Here is an 18,131-nt window from a genome sequence, read left to right as displayed (position 1 = left end):
ACGTTATAAGTACTGAATTAAGGGCAAAAAAAAGCCGGTCAGTTGACCGGCTTAGTACGGCTTAGCGGAAGTTAGTCCGCTTTGCCTGGGCGTGTCGCTGGCGCAGTAGCCTGCTGGCTCGCGCTGTGGCCGCCGGCAGAACCTCTACCGCTGAACTCGAAGGACGGGCGAACCCATTCGCTATTGCGAGGTGCTTCAGGGGTGTATACCGGAGCCGGAGCTCGGGTCATAGGCGCTGTAGCGTGCTTAACGGCGACTGCTGCTTCGGTTTTAACCGCCTGTTTCACCGGCTCTGCTTCTACCGCAGGTGCCGCTTCAACCACAGGTTTCACTTCTTCAACCACGGGCTTCACTTCTTCAACCACCGCGACCGGCGCTTCTGCTGCCGCTGGCGCTTCTTCAGCAACCGGAGCAGGTTCGCTAACTTCAGCTGCCTGCGAAACCGCCTGGGCAGCTTCTTCCTGGACAGGTTCAGCTTGTGCAACGGTTTCTTCGGCGACGGCTTCATCCGCAGCGGCAATCAGCTGTGGCTGTTCGGTAACAGGCGCATCGATGACTTCCGGATGCGTTGTTTCAACCGCGACTGGCGCAACAACGGTCTCTTCTGCTTTCACAGGCTCACTAACCTGCACGTCGGCGACAGGGGCTACGGCTTCAATGGCCGCGGCCTCAGCAACGTTGGTGTGCTGAACTTCTTCGTGAGACTGGAAGACTTCTTCCTGAGCAACCTGATCGTGTGGACGAGCAATCGGGTAGGTGATGAACACTTTACCAGACGCCAGCTCCGGAGATGCGCAGGCGGTTGCTAACGGCATTGGAGACACCGCCGGGTAACGCTCGTCACGGTAACGACGACGACGCTGCCCGCTCACACGCAGGTGACGTGGAGAACGGCGTGAACGACGCGGCATGCCGGTAGTTTCACGGTTTTCTGCGTTTTCATCCTGCTGCTCTGCGGCCACTGGTGCTTCGACTACAGCTGGAAGCGGGATAGTTGCCAGCTCGGTGCTCGCCTGAGCAACCTGAGTTTCTTCAACAGCAGGAGCGTCGGCAGATTCAAAGCGAACTTTTTGGCTCAGCTGGCGCGGCTTACGGCGCTGCATCAGCGGGGAACGCTCTTCCTGCTCGGCTTCTTGCTCAACAACATTAGTGTCCTGCTGCAGCGCTTTCACTTCCTGCTGAGCCTGACGTTTTTCATCAGAACGACGGCGGTTACGCTCGCGACGCGGCTGCTGCTCGTCACGGGACTTCTGCTGTTTTTCAGCATCGTCTACGGCAGTAGCAACGTTCTGGCGAACTTCACGGGATTCCGTATTCTGCTGCTGACCATTACGGCGGTTACGGCGGTTGTCGTCACGACCCTCACGCGGCTCGCGAGCTTCACGGCCTTCACCGTTGCGGTCATCGCGGTTATTACGATTGTCACGGTTATCGCGATCGCGGTTGTTGCGGTCACCGCGCTCATTACGATCGCCACGATCGCGGCGATTGTTCTGACGGCGGTTATTGTTGCGACGATCCTGACGTTGGGTATCAGATTCAGTCGCTTTTTCTTCCTTCACTTCTTTCACTTCGGCCACGGCGCTGTCGCCGGCGAAGAGTTTTTTCAGTGCAGACAAGAAACGACTAACCAGACCAGGCTGCTCGGCTACGTTAGCTTTTGGCTTCACAGCGGCTGGCTTAACGGCCGTTACTGCAGGTTCAACCGCGGCGGTTTCCTGCGGCGCAGGCGGCACTTCTGGCATCACGAAGGTCGCCAGAGCCGGTTGCTCAGGACGCTTACGTTCGATGTATTCTTCCTCAGAAGGCATCGCCATCTCTTCTTCATGCAGCTTAGGCAGCATGTAGCTCAGCGTCTGGGTTTCTTCGCCCTTACGCACGCGCAGTACGGAGTAATGCGGCGTTTCCATCTGATCGTTTGGCACGATAATCGCGCGCACGCCGCCCTGGCGTTTTTCAATCGCGCTTACCGCATCACGTTTTTCGTTCAGCAGGTAAGAGGCAATCGGCACAGGCACGATAGCGTGAACTTCTTTGGTGTTCTCCTTCAGCGCTTCTTCTTCGATCAGGCGCAGAATGGAGAGCGACAGGGATTCGTTGTCACGTACGGTGCCGGTACCGCTACAGCGAGGGCACACGTGGTGACTGGACTCGCCAAGAGACGGGCTCAGACGCTGACGTGACATTTCCAGCAGGCCAAAGCGTGAGATGTGGCTGATCTGGATACGTGCTCTGTCCTGACGCACCGCTTCACGCAGACGGTTTTCAACCGCGCGCTGGTGGCGAACCGGCGTCATGTCGATGAAGTCGATAACAATCAGGCCGCCGAGGTCGCGCAGGCGCAGCTGACGGGCAATTTCATCGGCCGCTTCAAGGTTAGTGTTGAAGGCGGTTTCTTCGATATCGCCGCCGCGGGTTGCTCGCGCGGAGTTGATGTCGATGGCGGTCAGGGCTTCGGTGGTATCAATGACGATAGAACCACCGGACGGCAGACGGACTTCGCGCTGGAAGGCGGACTCAATCTGCGACTCAATCTGATAGTGGCTGAACAGCGGAATTTCACCGGTGTAGAGCTTAATTTTGCTGCTGAAATCCGGGCGACCCAGCGCGGCAATGTGCTGGCGAGCCAGCTCAAGCACTTTCGGGTTGTCGATCAGGATTTCGCCGATATCCTGGCGCAGGTAGTCGCGGAAGGCGCGAACGATAACGTTGCTTTCCTGGTGAATCAGGAAAGGAGCAGGGCGGTTTTCAGCGGCTTTCTGGATAGCTTCCCAGTGCTTCAGGCGGAAACTCAGATCCCACTGCAGCGCTTCTGCAGATTTACCCACGCCTGCGGTACGTACGATAAGACCCATACCGTCCGGCAGTTCAAGGGAAGAAAGCGCTTCTTTTAATTCGGTACGGTCATCCCCTTCGATACGACGTGAAATGCCGCCGGCGCGAGGGTTGTTTGGCATCAGAACCAGATAGCTACCCGCAAGGCTGATAAAGGTCGTTAAGGCCGCACCTTTATTACCACGCTCTTCTTTATCAATCTGGACTATGACTTCCTGACCTTCGCGCAGAACGTCTTTGATGTTCGGACGGCCGTGGGAAGCGTAATTCGAAGGGAAGTATTCGCGGGCGATTTCTTTCAGAGGAAGGAAGCCGTGTCTTTCTGCGCCATAATCAACAAACGCCGCTTCCAGACTTGGTTCAATACGGGTGATTTTGCCTTTATAGATGTTTGCTTTTTTCTGTTCGTGTCCCGGGCTTTCAATGTCCAGATCGTACAGACGCTGCCCATCTACAAGGGCGACACGCAACTCTTCTTGCTGAGTTGCGTTAATTAACATTCTTTTCATCGTAACTTACTCATTATTCTTACATTGGCGACAGAGCTGCGGGCATGGTGACGCTAACCGGGAGTGAACCGATGGCCTCGTGACTAAACGCGTAGTCGCCAACCTCACGGTTGTCGCTTGCTGAGAGGCGCAAAGTGTCGGTTGCCTGTATTTCATACGGAAATACAGCGCAATTATCGTGGGAATAACCTTAGAATGTTTCTTAAGAGTTGATTCCATTTTACCGGTCAGGCTGCAACCCGCAGCCCGCTAACTGCCTGAAAGTACAATACGTCTTACGCCATTGCTGCGTGGATGAACGTTCAGGCAAAATTGGTATTCCGCAAACTTTCTTGTTCTAACAAGATTCAACACGGAAAACCGCAACATTATTCCACTGCTAACCTTGTTATAGCAAGATGACTTTTGCTATTAGCGCCCTGTTTCTTACAGTTTTTTAACCGCTATTTTAACCTTGCGACAAAGAGCATGAAAAAAGGCGGTCTGGACGGTTTAAAACAGAACAGATTGTCAGTTAAGCACATAAAAATGAGTGGCGCTATGCGCGTGGGCTATTTAGAATCGCCGACCATGAAAACAGAGACTCCATCAGTAAAAATCGTTGCAATTTCGGCCGACGAGGCCGGGCAGCGTATCGACAACTTTTTGCTTGCCCGCCTGAAAGGTGTGCCAAAAAGCATGATTTATCGCATCGTGCGTAAAGGCGAGGTGCGGGTGAATAAAAAGCGCATCAAGCCTGAGTACAAACTGGAAGCCGGGGATGAGGTTCGCATCCCGCCGGTGCGTGTTGCCGAGCGTGAAGAAGAGGCCGTTTCTCCGCATCTGCAAAAAGTCGCCGCGCTGAGCGATGTCATTCTTTATGAAGACGACCACATTCTGGTGCTCAATAAACCTTCCGGTACGGCGGTACACGGCGGCAGCGGCCTGAGCTTTGGCGTGATTGAAGGGTTACGTGCCCTGCGCCCGGAAGCCCGCTTCCTTGAGCTGGTTCACCGCCTTGACCGTGACACGTCCGGCGTTCTGCTGGTGGCAAAAAAGCGCTCTGCGCTGCGCTCCCTTCATGAGCAACTTCGTGAGAAGGGGATGCAGAAGGATTATCTGGCGCTGGTACGCGGCCAGTGGCAGTCGCACGTGAAAGTTGTCCAGGCACCGCTGCTGAAGAATATTCTGCAAAGCGGGGAGCGTATCGTCAGGGTCAACAGCGAAGGCAAGCCGTCGGAAACGCGCTTTAAGGTCGAAGAGCGTTATGAATTCGCTACCCTGGTGCGCTGCAGTCCGGTCACCGGGCGTACTCACCAAATTCGCGTGCATACTCTGCACGCCGGGCATCCTATCGCATTTGACGATCGCTATGGCGACCGGGAATTTGACAAGCAGCTTGCGGGCACCGGGTTAAATCGCCTGTTCCTGCATGCCGCCGCGCTAAAGTTTACCCACCCGAACACCGGGGAGGTTATCCGTATCGAAGCGCCGCTGGACAATAATCTCAAGCGCTGCCTGCAGGTTTTACGCAACGCGAAGTAACGGAAAGCGCTCCGGATTGCCGGAGCGTTTTTTTTAGGCCAGCAACGGGTTACAGTCTTCGTTGCGTAGCATCTCGCAAAGGCTGATTAGCGGTAGCCCAACCAGGGTATTCGGATCTTTCCCTTCCAGCCGCTCAAACAGCGTGATGCCCAATCCTTCACTTTTAAAGCTCCCGGCACAGTTCAGCGGCTGCTCCTTTTGCACATAGCGGCGAATTTCTTCCTCGGTTAAATGACGGAAATGAACGTCAAAGGGCTCACACAGCGTTTGTAGCTGCCCGTTGGCTGAGTTATACAGCGCCAGTCCGGTATAAAAAGTCACGATGGTTCCCCGTGCCAGCATTAATTGCCGTACGGCATTTTCTTCGCTGTGCGGCTTTCCGGCTATTTGGTTATTCAATACGCAGACCTGATCGGAGCCAATAATAAGGTGATGAGGGTAGCGTTCTTTTAACGCCTGAGCTTTGGCCTGGGCGAGGCGGGTTACTAAATGGCGCGCATCTTCGCCCTGATGAGGCGTCTCATCGACCTCCGGTGCTGCAGTGATAAAAGGGATGCCGAGTTTTTCAAGCAGGCTGCGGCGAAAGGGGGAGGTTGAGGCCAGAACAATAGGTTTCATATTTTTTTCATTAAAGATAGCGAATTGGTTAAAGGCATTTTAAACTGTGCCACCGCAATGTGTGCGAATATACCCGTCATATTTTAAGCCGCAGAGGCGTTACCAGCGCTCGCTTACCCGAGCCGGGTGCCTGTCTGCAACTTAAACTATTTAGGGTAGAAATGGCAAAAGGCGCTGTTTCCAGGCCTTTTTCTTTGACTCTATGACGTTACAAAGTTAATATGCGCGCCCTATGCAAAAGGTAAAATTACCCCTGACTCTTGATCCGGTTCGTACGGCTCAAAAACGCCTTGATTACGAAGGAGTATATGCTTCCGATCAGGTTGAGCGTATCGCCGAGTCTGTAGTCAGTGTGGACACTGATGTAGAATGCTCCATGAGATTCGCTATCGATAACCAGCGCCTCGCGGTCTTGACCGGCGATGCAAAGGTCACGGTAACGCTCGAATGCCAGCGTTGCGGGAAACCGTTTGTGCATCATGTTCACACAACGTATTGTTTCAGTCCGGTCCGCTCTGACGAACAGGCTGAAGCACTCCCGGAAGCGTATGAGCCGATTGAGGTTAACGAATTCGGTGAAATCGATCTGCGGGCGCTGGTGGAAGATGAAGTTATCCTCTGCCTGCCTGTGGTTCCGGTGCATGATTCTGAACACTGTGAAGTGTCCGAGGCGGACATGGTCTTTGGCGAACTGCCTCCAGAGGCGGAAAAACCAAACCCATTTGCCGTATTAGCCAGTTTAAAGCGTAAGTAATTGAGGAGTAAGGTCCATGGCCGTACAACAGAATAAACCAACCCGTTCCAAACGTGGCATGCGTCGTTCCCATGACGCGCTGACCACCGCCACCCTGTCCGTGGACAAAGTTTCTGGTGAAACTCATCTGCGTCACCACATCACTGCCGACGGTTTCTACCGCGGCCGCAAGGTTATCGTCAAGTAATCTGGCGCAACCTTGAGACGTCTAACCCTAGCGTTAGATGCCATGGGTGGGGACTTCGGTCCTTCCGTGACAGTGCCTGCAGCTTTGCAGGCACTGGACTCTAACACTTCGCTTAATCTTCTTTTAGTCGGCAATCCCGACGCTATCTCGCCATTACTTGCCAAAGCTGATTTCGAGCAACGCTCGCGTCTGCAGATTATCCCTGCGGAATCGGTTATTGCCAGTGATGCCAGACCTTCTCAGGCGATTCGTGCCAGCCGCGGTTCGTCAATGCGCATTGCGCTTGAGCTGGTGAAAGAGGGGCGGGCGGAGGCCTGCGTCAGTGCCGGAAACACCGGCGCGCTGATGGGGCTTGCAAAATTACTGCTCAAACCTATTGAGGGGATTGAGCGCCCGGCGCTGATGACGGTATTACCGCACCAGCAAAAGGGCAAAACGGTGGTGCTTGATCTCGGCGCTAACGTAGACTGCGACAGCACGATGCTGGTGCAGTTTGCCATTATGGGCTCTGTAATGGCCGAAGAGGTGCTCGGTATCAGTCGCCCTAAAGTGGCGTTACTGAACATCGGCGAAGAAGAGACTAAGGGGCTGGACAGTATCCGTGAGGCCTCTGCTTTATTAAAAACAATGCCTTCAATGAACTATATTGGATACCTTGAGGCCAATGAATTGCTCACCGGCAAGACCGATGTGCTGGTCTGTGATGGTTTTGTCGGTAACGTCACACTCAAGACGATGGAAGGTGTTGTCAGGATGTTCCTTTCGCTGCTCAAATCGCAGGGGGAAGGGAAAAAAAGGTCGTGGTGGCTGATTATATTGAAGAAGTGGCTACAAAAGCGCCTGATACGGCGATTCGGTCACCTCAACCCCGACCAGTATAATGGCGCCTGTCTGTTAGGATTGCGCGGCACGGTGATTAAGAGTCACGGTGCGGCCAATCAGCGAGCGTTTGCTGTCGCGATTGAACAGGCAGTGCAGGCGGTGCAGCGGCAAGTCCCCCAGCGGATTGGCGCTCGCCTGGAATCTGTATTACCTAAGAGTGACTGAGCGTACATGTATACGAAGATTATTGGTACCGGCAGCTTCCTGCCTGAACAAGTGCGTACTAACGCTGACCTGGAAAAAATGGTCGATACGTCTGACGAGTGGATTGTCACCCGCACAGGTATCCGTGAACGCCGTATTGCTGGCCCGACTGAAACGGTTTCGACCATGGGTTACGAAGCCGCAATCCGCGCGCTGGACATGGCCGGCATTGATAAAAATGACATCGGCCTGATCGTTGTTGCGACAACGTCTTCAACGCATGCTTTCCCAAGCGCGGCGTGCCAGATTCAGTCCATGCTCGGGATTAAAGGCTGCCCGGCGTTTGACGTGGCTGCCGCCTGTGCGGGCTTTACCTATGCGCTGAGCATTGCCGATCAGTACGTTAAGTCTGGCGCCGTGAAAAACGCGCTGGTTATCGGGGCTGATGTGCTGGCGCGGACCTGCGATCCTACCGATCGCGGCACGATCATTATTTTTGGCGACGGCGCAGGTGCCGTCGTGCTGGGTGCATCTGAAGAGCAGGGCATCATTTCTACGCATCTGCACGCAGACGGCAGCTATGGTGACCTGCTGACGCTGCCGAACGTCGATCGCGTGAATCCTGAGAATTCAATTCACCTGACGATGGCCGGGAACGAAGTCTTTAAAGTCGCGGTGACCGAGCTGGCTCACATCGTCGACGAGACTCTGGCAGCAAATAACCTCGATCGCTCCGCGCTTGACTGGCTGGTGCCGCATCAGGCTAACCTGCGCATCATCAGCGCGACCGCGAAAAAACTCGGCATGCCGATGGATAACGTCGTCGTAACGCTGGATCGCCATGGCAATACGTCTGCCGCTTCCGTACCGGCAGCGCTGGACGAAGCGGTACGCGATGGTCGCATCAAACGCGGTCAGCTGGTACTGCTGGAAGCGTTCGGCGGTGGCTTCACCTGGGGCTCTGCACTGGTTCGTTTTTGATTAAAGGAATTTTCGACATGACGCAATTCGCTATGGTGTTTCCGGGACAGGGTTCCCAGTCCGTTGGCATGCTGGCCGATCTCGCCGCAGGCTATCCGGTGATTGAAGCCACGTTCCGCGAAGCTTCTGATGCGCTGGGTTATGACCTGTGGGCGCTGACCCAGCAGGGGCCAGCGGAAGAGCTGAATAAAACCTGGCAGACTCAGCCTGCGCTGTTGACGGCCTCCGTCGCATTATGGCGCGTTTGGCAGCAGCAGGGCGGTAAAGCACCTGCACTGCTGGCGGGTCACAGCCTGGGTGAATATTCCGCGCTGGTTTGCGCTGGCGTCATTGATTTCGCCGATGCCGTACGTCTGGTCGAGCTGCGCGGCAAGCTGATGCAGGATGCCGTTCCGGAAGGAACCGGCGCGATGTCCGCTATCATCGGCCTCGACGATGCTTCCATTGCAAAAGCCTGTGAAGAGTCAGCGCAGGGACAGGTTGTCTCTCCGGTGAACTTTAACTCTCCGGGCCAGGTCGTTATCGCCGGTAACAAAGAAGCCGTTGAGCGTGCCGGAGCCGCCTGTAAAGCCGCTGGCGCAAAACGCGCTCTGCCGCTGCCGGTTAGCGTACCGTCTCACTGCGCGCTGATGAAGCCTGCGGCCGACAAACTGGCGGTAGCGCTGGAAAATATTACCTTTAACGCACCGGCTATTCCGGTCGTGAACAACGTTGACGTGAAGTGCGAAACCTCACCGGAAGCCATTCGTAGCGCGCTGGTTCGCCAGCTCTACAGCCCGGTGCAGTGGACCAAATCCGTAGAATTTATTGCGGCACAGGGCGTCTCCCATTTGCTGGAGGCTGGCCCAGGTAAAGTGCTGACCGGGCTGACCAAACGTATTGTTGACACCATGACGGCAGCGGCCATTAACGAGCCGGCTACGCTGTCAGCGGCGCTTGAACAATAAGACGAGGAAAACCATGAGTTTTGAAGGAAAAATTGCGCTGGTAACCGGCGCTAGCCGTGGTATCGGCCGTGCTATCGCTGAGACTTTAGTGGCTCGCGGTGCAAAAGTTATCGGTACCGCGACCAGCGAAAGCGGCGCGCAGGCCATCAGTGATTATCTGGGCGAGAACGGCAAAGGCTTCATGCTGAACGTGACCGATCCGGCTTCTATCGACGCCGTGCTGGACAGCATTCGCAAAGAGTTTGGCGAAGTCGATATTCTGGTGAACAACGCCGGGATCACTCGCGATAATCTGCTGATGCGCATGAAAGATGATGAGTGGAACGACATTGTCGAAACCAACCTGTCATCTGTTTTCCGTCTGTCAAAAGCGGTAATGCGAGCTATGATGAAAAAGCGTCATGGGCGTATTATCTCTATCGGTTCTGTGGTTGGTACCATGGGAAATGCTGGTCAGGCTAACTACGCTGCGGCGAAGGCTGGTTTGATTGGCTTCAGTAAATCGCTGGCGCGTGAAGTTGCGTCCCGCGGTATTACTGTGAACGTTGTTGCTCCGGGCTTTATTGAAACGGACATGACGCGTGCGCTCTCTGATGAACAGCGTGCGGGTATTCTGGCGCAGGTTCCTGCGGGTCGCTTAGGCGGCGCAAATGAAATCGCCAGTGCTGTAGCATTTTTAGCCTCTGACGAAGCTGGGTACATCTCTGGTGAGACCCTTCACGTCAATGGCGGAATGTATATGGTTTAATCACGGTGAAAAATATTTGCGTTATTTGGGTGAATGCCCGCAAAATAGCGTAAAATCGTGGTTTGACCAGCCGGGATTTGGTTGCATCTTTTCAAACATTTTATACACTACGAAAACCATCGCGAAAGCGAGTTTTGATAGGAAATTTAAGAGTATGAGCACTATCGAAGAACGCGTTAAGAAAATCATTGGCGAACAACTGGGCGTTAAGCAAGAAGAAGTAGTGAACACCGCTTCCTTCGTTGAGGACCTGGGCGCTGATTCTCTTGACACCGTTGAGCTGGTAATGGCTCTGGAAGAAGAGTTTGATACTGAGATTCCGGACGAAGAAGCTGAGAAAATCACTACCGTTCAGGCTGCCATTGATTACATCAACGGTCACCAGGCGTAAGTGAACATCTCCAGGCGGTCATTCGACCGCCTGAGTTTTATCTGAATTATCCCACTAGTATTTTATCCCTCCCTGGAGGACAAACGTGTCTAAGCGTCGTGTAGTTGTGACCGGACTGGGCATGTTGTCTCCTGTCGGCAATACCGTAGAGTCTACCTGGAAAGCTCTCCTTGCCGGTCAGAGTGGCATCAGCCTGATCGACCATTTCGATACTAGCGCCTATGCAACGAAATTTGCTGGCTTAGTAAAGGATTTTAACTGTGAAGACATTATCTCGCGCAAAGATCAGCGCAAGATGGATGAATTCATTCAATATGGAATTGTTGCTGGCATTCAGGCCATGCAGGATTCTGGCCTGGAAGTAACGGAAGAAAATGCGACTCGTATCGGTGCTGCAATTGGCTCTGGTATCGGTGGCCTGACGCTTATCGAAGAGAACCACACCTCGTTAGTTAACGGTGGCCCTCGTAAGATCAGCCCGTTCTTCGTGCCTTCGACCATCGTCAACATGGTGGCAGGTCATCTGACCATTATGCTGGGTCTGCGTGGTCCGAGCATTTCCATTGCCACGGCTTGTACCTCTGGCGTGCACAATATCGGTCATGCGGCGCGTATTATTGCCTACAATGATGCCGATGTGATGCTGGCCGGTGGCGCAGAGAAAGCCAGTAGCCCGCTGGGCGTGGGTGGTTTTGGCGCGGCTCGTGCACTGTCTACCCGTAACGATAACCCGCAAGCGGCAAGCCGCCCGTGGGATAAAGATCGTGATGGCTTCGTGCTGGGCGACGGCGCAGGCGTTATCGTGCTGGAAGAGTACGAACACGCGAAAAAACGCGGCGCGAAAATTTATGCGGAAGTTGTTGGTTTTGGGATGAGCAGCGATGCTTACCACATGACTTCTCCACCAGAAAACGGTGCAGGTGCTGCGCTGGCGATGGAAAACGCACTGCGCGATGCAGGGATCTCTGCGGGGCAGATTGGCTACGTCAACGCCCACGGAACCTCAACGCCAGCAGGCGATAAAGCCGAAACGCAGGCGGTTAAGTCTATCTTTGGTGCTGATGCGAGCCGCGTAATGGTGAGCTCAACCAAATCGATGACCGGCCACCTGTTAGGCGCGGCGGGGGCAGTAGAGTCCATCTACTCAATCCTTGCGCTGCGCGATCAGGCTGTTCCGCCGACCATCAACCTCGATAACCCGGATGTTGGCTGCGACCTCGACTTTGTGCCGCACGAAGCTCGCCAGGTTAGCGGTATGGAGTACACCCTGTGTAACTCCTTCGGTTTCGGTGGTACTAACGGTTCTCTGATCTTCAAGAAGGTCTAACCGTTTCTGAAAGGGCCCGCTTACGGGCCCTCAGATTGATGACAAACAGCCGAAAAAAGTGGTTTTCGACTGTTTGGGGCAAGCCAGTGAACACAATTCATTGTTTTTATAAGTCCCGGGTCGGGGCATTTTGAAGCAATGAACTTCGCTAGCCGTCTCAGGGGCCCTTACGGGCCCTTTTGCTGTTCAGAATTCCCCTCTTGTCGCCCGCGAATCCCTCTGGCAACCTTACGTTTCCGTCACCTGAGGAATCTCTATGTTTCTTATCAATGGTCAGTGGCAGGACGCACTCCCGGCAAACGACCGGGCGATTCAGTTTGGCGATGGCTGTTTTACCACGGCAAGCGTCATCGACGGCGCCGTTCGCTTTCAGGCCGATCATCTTCGCCGTCTGCAGCAGGCCTGCGAGGCGCTGACGATCGCGCCGGTTGACTGGGGCAGGCTCAACGAAGAGATGACTATGCTGGCAGCATCCGAATCCCGTGCCGTTCTGAAGGTGATTATTTCTCGTGGGGCCGGCGGGCGCGGCTATAGCGCCTCAAATTGTACGCAGCCTACGCGAATGCTTTCCCTCTCGCCTTATCCTGCTTTTTACTCCGCCTGGCGCGGGCAGGGGATTACGTTGGCGCTCAGCCCGGTAAAATTAGGGATCAATCCTGCCCTGGCAGGCATTAAACATCTTAACCGGCTTGAACAGGTGCTTATCCGTACGCATCTTGAACAGACGACTGCCCAGGAGGCGCTGGTTCTTGACAGCCAGGGGAGCCTGGTGGAATGCTGTGCGGCTAATTTATTCTGGCGCAAAGGACGTGACGTTTACACCCCGCGTATCGACGGTGCAGGCGTTAATGGCACCATGCGGCAGCGCATCATTTCGCATCTCAGCGGTTCCCCATGGAGGATCCATGAGGTCAGCGAAGGGCCAGAAACTCTGGCGGGTGCGGATGAGGTCATTATTTGCAACGCGCTGATGCCGGTGGTGCCGGTAAACCAGGCCCAGGACTGGCAGTATACGTCGCGCGAGCTTTACCGTTTTTTAGCCCCACTTTGTGAGTAACCGATTACCGATGAAAAAGATTTTACGTTTCTTTCTGGTTCTGTTGATTGTCCTGGGCATCGCCGCCGGGGCTGGCATGTGGAAGGTACGCCAGCTGGCAAAAGCGCCGCTGCCGATCAATCAGGAAACCATTTTCACGCTGAAGCAGGGCACCGGGCGCCTGGCGCTGGGCACCCAGCTTTATGAAGAGAAACTGATCGTGCGACCGCGTGTCTTTCAGTGGCTGCTGCGCGTAGAGCCTGAGCTGGCGAATTTTAAGGCGGGTACCTATCGCCTCACGCCGGGGATGACGGTCACCGACATGCTGCGCCTGCTTGCCAGCGGAAAAGAAGCCCAGTTCCCGCTGCGATTTGTTGAAGGTATGCGCCTGAGCGATTTACTCGAACAGCTGCGTGACGCGCCTTATATTCAGCACACGCTAAAAGACGACAGCTATGCGACCGTGGCGGAAACGCTCAAGTTTGAGCACCCGGAGTGGGTTGAAGGCTGGTTCTACCCGGACACCTGGATGTACACCGCCAATACCACGGACGTTGCCTTGCTCAAGCGCGTTCATCAAAAAATGGTCAAAGCTGTGGCACAAGCATGGGAAAGTAAGGTCGACGGTTTACCGTACAAAACCGAAAACGACCTGGTGACCATGGCCTCAATCATTGAGAAAGAGACCGCGGTGGCGGGTGAGCGTGACCAGGTCGCTTCTGTCTTTATCAACCGACTGCGCATTGGCATGCGTTTGCAAACCGATCCAACCGTTATCTACGGGATGGGCGACAGCTATAATGGTAAGCTAACGCGCAAAGATCTCGAGACGCCGACGCCTTATAACACCTACGTGATTAGCGGCATGCCGCCGGGGCCGATTGCCGTGCCGGGCGAGGCGTCTTTGCAGGCGGCCGCGCATCCGGCTAAAACGCCGTATCTCTATTTTGTTGCTGATGGTAAGGGCGGCCATACCTTTAGCACTAACCTCGCCAGCCATAACAAGGCGGTACAGGTTTATATCAAAGCTCTCAAGGATAAGAATGGACAGTAAATTTATCGTCATCGAAGGACTGGAAGGCGCGGGGAAAACCAACGCCCATAACGTGGTTGTGGCGACGTTAAAAGAGCTGGGTATCAGCGAGATGACTTTTACGCGTGAGCCCGGCGGCACGCCGCTCGCTGAACGCCTGCGCGAGCTAACGCTCAACAACGCCGGCATCGGCGATGAGAAGGTGACCGATAAAGTAGAGGTGCTGATGTTTTACGCGGCACGCATCCAACTGGTAGAGACGGTTATCAAACCGGCATTGGCGCGCGGTAGCTGGGTTATTGGCGACCGCCACGATCTCTCCACCCAGGCGTATCAGGGGGGAGGGCGTCAGATTGACCAGAACCTGCTGATGGCGCTGCGCAATACCGTGCTGGGTGATTTTTATCCTGACCTGACAATTTATCTCGACGTGACGCCGGAAGTAGGCCTGACGCGCGCGCGCGCTCGTGGCGAGCTTGACCGCATTGAGCAGGAATCAATCGACTTCTTTAACCGTACTCGTGCTCGCTATCTGGAACTGGCCAACAGCGACGGACGCATTAAAACTATCGATGCGACTCAGCCGTTGGATGACGTTTCCCTGGCCGTGCGCGAGGCCGTTCTGAGCTGGTTCCGGGAGCAAAAATAGTGAAATGGTATCCGTGGCTACGCGGCGCGTTTGAGCAGCTTATCGGCCAGTATCAGGCCGGCCGCGGACATCATGCTCTGTTGGTTCATGCCCTGCCGGGGCTGGGAGATGATGCCTTAATCTACGCCCTCTGCCGCTGGCTGATGTGCCAAAGCCCGGAAGGCAACAAAAGCTGCGGCCGCTGCCATAGCTGCCAGCTGATGCAGGCGGGAACGCATCCCGACAGCTACTCCCTTGAGGTAGAAAAGGGCAAATCAAGCCTCGGGATTGATGCGGTTCGCGTCATTACCGAAAAGCTTTACGGTCATGCCCAGCAGGGCGGGGCCAAAGTTGTCTGGCTTAAAGATGCCGATATGCTGACCGAAGCGGCGGCTAACGCGCTGCTGAAAACGCTGGAAGAACCGCCGAAAAATACCTGGTTCTTTCTGAGCAGCCGCGAGCCTGCGCATTTGCCCGCGACGTTGCGCAGCCGCTGCCTTTACTGGCACCTTGCGCCGCCGGACGAAGGTTTTTCTCTTGCGTGGCTGGGGCGTGAAATAAATATGTCCGCAGAGGAGCTGCAGGCTGCTTTACGCCTCAGCTCTGGGGCGCCCGCCGCCGCGCTTGCCCTCCTGCAGCCGGACCAGTGGAAGGCCCGCCAGCAGCTTTGTGAGAAGCTGACTCAGGCGGAGGATGCCAGCAATATGCTGGCTCTGTTACCGGCGTTGAATCATGAGGACGCCGCTCGCCGCCTTCACTGGCTGTGCGCGCTGCTTCTGGATGCCCTCAAGTGGCAGCAGGGCGCCGGGGCCTGGTTAACAAATGCTGATATGCAGCCGTTAGTCGCCAGGCTTAGCGCCCGATATTCTTCTGCCGTATTGCAGAGCCTTTTACACCATTTGTTCACCTGTCGCGAAGAGCTGCTCAACGTGGTGGGTGTTAACCGCGAGCTGTTGCTCACGGAAAGCCTTCTTACGTGGGAGCGTCTGGCCCGGCCTGGCGCACTGCTTCACTCACATCATCTCTAAGAGTATTACTATGTTTCTGGTCGACTCACACTGCCATCTCGATGGCCTGGATTATCAATCCCTGCATAAAAACGTTGATGACGTTCTGGACAAAGCCGCCGCCAGGGACGTGAAGTTTTGCCTGGCCGTTGCCACGACCCTGGAAGGTTACCGCGGCATGCGCGAGCTGGTGGGCGAGCGCGATAACGTGGCCTTCTCGTGTGGCGTGCATCCACTGAATCAGGATGAAGAGTACGACGTTGAAGATCTGCGCCGTCTGGCCGCCGAGCCGGGCGTTATCGCGATGGGGGAAACGGGGCTGGATTACTTCTATACGCCGGAAACAAAACCGCGCCAGCAGGAATCGTTTCGTCACCACATTCGTATCGGTCGCGAGCTGAACAAGCCGGTGATTGTGCATACCCGTGATGCCCGCGCCGATACCCTGAGCATTCTGCAGGAAGAAAAAGTGACAGAGTGCGGTGGGGTACTACACTGTTTCACGGAAGACAGAGAAACGGCGGGCAAGCTGCTGGATATGGGGTTTTATATTTCGTTCTCCGGCATTGTGACCTTCCGCAATGCCGAGCAGCTGCGTGATGCGGCGCGTTATGTGCCGCTGGACAGAATGCTGGTGGAAACGGACTCGCCGTATCTTGCGCCGGTGCCGCATCGCGGCAAAGAAAACCAGCCGGCCATGACGCGCGATGTGGCCGAGTATATGGCCGTATTGAAGGGCGTTTAGCTGGAAGAACTGGCGACCGCGACGACGCAGAACTTTGCTGATTTGTTCCACATCCCCTTGTCCCGCCTGCAATCTCTCTGAAATCCATAGTTATTTTAAAGCTCGTAATTAATAGCCTAAGCGAGTAAAGTGCACCGCCATAAAATGGGCGGTGCATGCTCGTTTTGAATCATTTGTACGCGTGTTATGTAAATTAATGAAAGTTTTTCGCGCGGCTGGCTGAGAAACGTGATAGCCGTCAAACAAAGTTTTCGTTATTTATTTTACTCTGCGTAATAAATAAAAGGACACTTAGATGTCCTGTTTATGAACCGGTTCTCCCCCCGGTTCGATGCGTAAATGCGTACAAAAAAAGCACAAATACTCAGGAGCACTCTCTATTATGTTTAAGAATGCATTTGCTAACCTGCAAAAGGTGGGTAAATCGCTGATGCTGCCAGTATCCGTACTGCCTATCGCAGGTATTCTGCTAGGCGTCGGTTCTGCAAACTTCAGCTGGCTGCCGGTTGTTGTATCCCATGTTATGGCGGAAGCGGGCGGTTCTGTCTTCGCCAACATGCCGCTTATCTTTGCTATCGGTGTTGCGCTGGGCTTCACTAATAACGACGGCGTGTCTGCTCTGGCTTCAGTCGTGGCCTATGGCATCATGGTGAAAACCATGGCCGTGGTTGCGCCTTTGGTTCTGCACCTGCCTGCGGAAGAAATTGCCGCTAAACACCTGGCGGACACCGGCGTTCTCGGCGGTATCATCTCCGGTGCAATTGCCGCATACATGTTTAACCGTTTCTACCGCATCAAGCTGCCTGAGTATCTGGGCTTCTTCGCCGGTAAACGCTTTGTGCCGATCATCTCCGGCCTGGCCGCTATCTTCACCGGTATTGTGCTGTCCTTCATCTGGCCACCAATCGGTACGGCTATTCAGACCTTCTCTCAGTGGGCTGCATACCAGAACCCGGTCGTTGCCTTCGGTATCTATGGCTTCATCGAGCGCTGCCTGGTACCGTTTGGTCTGCACCATATCTGGAACGTTCCATTCCAGATGCAGATTGGTGAATACACCAATGCTGCGGGCCAGGTGTTCCACGGTGATATCCCACGTTATATGGCAGGCGACCCAACTGCGGGCAAACTGTCCGGTGGCTTCCTGTTCAAAATGTACGGCCTGCCGGCTGCGGCGATTGCTATCTGGCACTCTGCTAAACCAGAGAACCGTGCAAAAGTGGGCGGGATCATGATCTCCGCCGCGCTGACTTCGTTCCTGACCGGTATCACCGAGCCAATCGAATTCTCCTTCATGTTCGTGGCGCCGATCCTGTACGTGATTCACGCGATTCTGGCGGGTCTGGCATTCCCAATCTGTATTCTGCTGGGTATGCGTGACGGGACGTCGTTCTCTCACGGTCTGATTGACTTCATCGTGCTGAGCGGTAACAGCAGCAAACTGTGGCTGTTCCCAATTGTCGGTATCTGCTACGCGATCGTGTACTACACCATCTTCCGCGTACTGATTAAGGCACTGGATCTGAAAACCCCGGGTCGTGAAGACGCCACCGCAGAAACCACCGCTGGCGTTACCAGCGAAATGGCTCCTGCCCTGGTTAGCGCTTTCGGCGGTAAAGAAAACATCACTAACCTCGACGCTTGTATCACCCGTCTGCGTGTTAGCGTGGCCGACGTTGCCAAAGTCGACCAGGCTGGCCTGAAGAAGCTGGGTGCAGCAGGTGTAGTTGTCGCAGGTTCCGGCGTTCAGGCTATTTTCGGCACCAAGTCCGATAACCTGAAAACCGAAATGGATGAGTGGATCCGTAACAACTAAGTTTGTTCGGGGAGCGATA

16 protein-coding genes and 1 pseudogene are annotated in these 18,131 nt (G+C 54.8%); 15 read left to right on the top strand and 2 right to left on the bottom strand.

The window, feature by feature from the left end:
• Positions 1-71: 71 nt before the first annotated feature.
• Positions 72-3,344 carry a ribonuclease E gene (gene rne, locus HX778_RS01295; protein ID WP_176981118.1) on the bottom strand — a complete coding sequence of 1,091 codons (3,273 nt, stop codon included), beginning with the start codon at positions 3,342-3,344 and terminating at the stop codon, positions 72-74.
• A gap of 570 nt (positions 3,345-3,914) precedes the next feature.
• Between rne and rluC the strand changes: the two genes are divergently transcribed.
• Positions 3,915-4,868: a 23S rRNA pseudouridine(955/2504/2580) synthase RluC gene (rluC, locus tag HX778_RS01290; RefSeq protein ID WP_167549838.1), complete on the top strand. Its 954-nt coding sequence runs from the start codon at positions 3,915-3,917 to the stop codon at positions 4,866-4,868.
• Positions 4,869-4,901: 33 nt separating this feature from the next.
• Here rluC and HX778_RS01285 read toward each other — a convergent pair whose 3' ends face one another.
• Positions 4,902-5,486 carry a nucleoside triphosphate pyrophosphatase gene (locus tag HX778_RS01285; protein WP_038473652.1) on the bottom strand — a complete coding sequence of 195 codons (585 nt, stop codon included), beginning with the start codon at positions 5,484-5,486 and terminating at the stop codon, positions 4,902-4,904.
• 232 nt (positions 5,487-5,718) lie between these two features.
• On the opposite strand from HX778_RS01285, the gene yceD reads away from it, so the two are divergent.
• The 14 genes and pseudogenes from yceD (at position 5,719) to ptsG (ending at position 18,112) form a co-directional block, all read left to right on the top strand.
• A complete protein-coding gene (gene yceD, locus HX778_RS01280; RefSeq protein ID WP_038473650.1) occupies positions 5,719-6,240 on the top strand; it encodes a 23S rRNA accumulation protein YceD in 522 nt (173 codons plus the stop codon).
• A gap of 16 nt (positions 6,241-6,256) precedes the next feature.
• Positions 6,257-6,427 (top strand): 50S ribosomal protein L32, encoded by a 171-nt coding sequence (gene rpmF, locus HX778_RS01275; protein ID WP_038473647.1) that lies wholly within the window; start codon positions 6,257-6,259, stop codon positions 6,425-6,427.
• A 12-nt stretch (positions 6,428-6,439) separates the two neighbouring features.
• A complete protein-coding gene (gene plsX / locus HX778_RS01270) occupies positions 6,440-7,474 on the top strand; it encodes a phosphate acyltransferase PlsX (protein WP_071842929.1) in 1,035 nt (344 codons plus the stop codon).
• 6 nt (positions 7,475-7,480) lie between these two features.
• Complete coding sequence (locus HX778_RS01265; protein WP_038473641.1) at positions 7,481-8,434, top strand: beta-ketoacyl-ACP synthase III; 954 nt, start codon at positions 7,481-7,483, stop codon at positions 8,432-8,434.
• Between the two features lie 17 nt (positions 8,435-8,451).
• On the top strand, positions 8,452-9,381 hold the full coding sequence (fabD, locus tag HX778_RS01260) for an ACP S-malonyltransferase (protein WP_038473638.1): 930 nt from the start codon (positions 8,452-8,454) through the stop codon (positions 9,379-9,381).
• A gap of 13 nt (positions 9,382-9,394) precedes the next feature.
• Positions 9,395-10,129, top strand: coding sequence for a 3-oxoacyl-ACP reductase FabG (gene fabG / locus HX778_RS01255; RefSeq protein WP_038473634.1), 735 nt, complete (start codon positions 9,395-9,397; stop codon positions 10,127-10,129).
• Positions 10,130-10,283: 154 nt separating this feature from the next.
• Positions 10,284-10,520, top strand: a complete 237-nt coding sequence (gene acpP / locus HX778_RS01250) for an acyl carrier protein (RefSeq protein ID WP_004157115.1) — start codon at positions 10,284-10,286, stop codon at positions 10,518-10,520.
• An 85-nt stretch (positions 10,521-10,605) separates the two neighbouring features.
• Positions 10,606-11,847, top strand: a complete 1,242-nt coding sequence (gene fabF / locus HX778_RS01245; protein ID WP_038473629.1) for a beta-ketoacyl-ACP synthase II — start codon at positions 10,606-10,608, stop codon at positions 11,845-11,847.
• A 256-nt stretch (positions 11,848-12,103) separates the two neighbouring features.
• Positions 12,104-12,904 carry an aminodeoxychorismate lyase gene (pabC, locus tag HX778_RS01240; protein ID WP_176981117.1) on the top strand — a complete coding sequence of 267 codons (801 nt, stop codon included), beginning with the start codon at positions 12,104-12,106 and terminating at the stop codon, positions 12,902-12,904.
• 10 nt (positions 12,905-12,914) lie between these two features.
• Positions 12,915-13,937: a cell division protein YceG gene (gene yceG, locus HX778_RS01235; protein WP_176981116.1), complete on the top strand. Its 1,023-nt coding sequence runs from the start codon at positions 12,915-12,917 to the stop codon at positions 13,935-13,937.
• The gene (gene tmk / locus HX778_RS01230) at positions 13,927-14,565 is read left to right on the top strand and encodes a dTMP kinase (RefSeq protein WP_176981115.1); all 639 of its coding nucleotides are present in this window, start codon (positions 13,927-13,929) and stop codon (positions 14,563-14,565) included. The genes yceG and tmk overlap by 11 nt, the downstream gene beginning before the upstream one ends.
• Positions 14,565-15,572 carry a DNA polymerase III subunit delta' gene (holB, locus tag HX778_RS01225; protein WP_176981114.1) on the top strand — a complete coding sequence of 336 codons (1,008 nt, stop codon included), beginning with the start codon at positions 14,565-14,567 and terminating at the stop codon, positions 15,570-15,572. The genes tmk and holB overlap by 1 nt, the downstream gene beginning before the upstream one ends.
• Before the next feature lie 10 nt (positions 15,573-15,582).
• A pseudogene (locus HX778_RS01220) lies at positions 15,583-16,377 on the top strand (metal-dependent hydrolase).
• 301 nt (positions 16,378-16,678) lie between these two features.
• A complete protein-coding gene (gene ptsG / locus HX778_RS01215) occupies positions 16,679-18,112 on the top strand; it encodes a PTS glucose transporter subunit IIBC (RefSeq protein ID WP_038473612.1) in 1,434 nt (477 codons plus the stop codon).
• Positions 18,113-18,131: the final 19 nt, after the last annotated feature.

The organism is Cedecea sp. P7760 (genome assembly GCF_013386425.1).
GTDB lineage: Bacteria > Pseudomonadota > Gammaproteobacteria > Enterobacterales > Enterobacteriaceae > Cedecea > Cedecea selenatireducens.
Note: the sequence above shows the minus strand (reverse complement) of the source record. Positions and strands in the feature narration are given on the sequence as shown.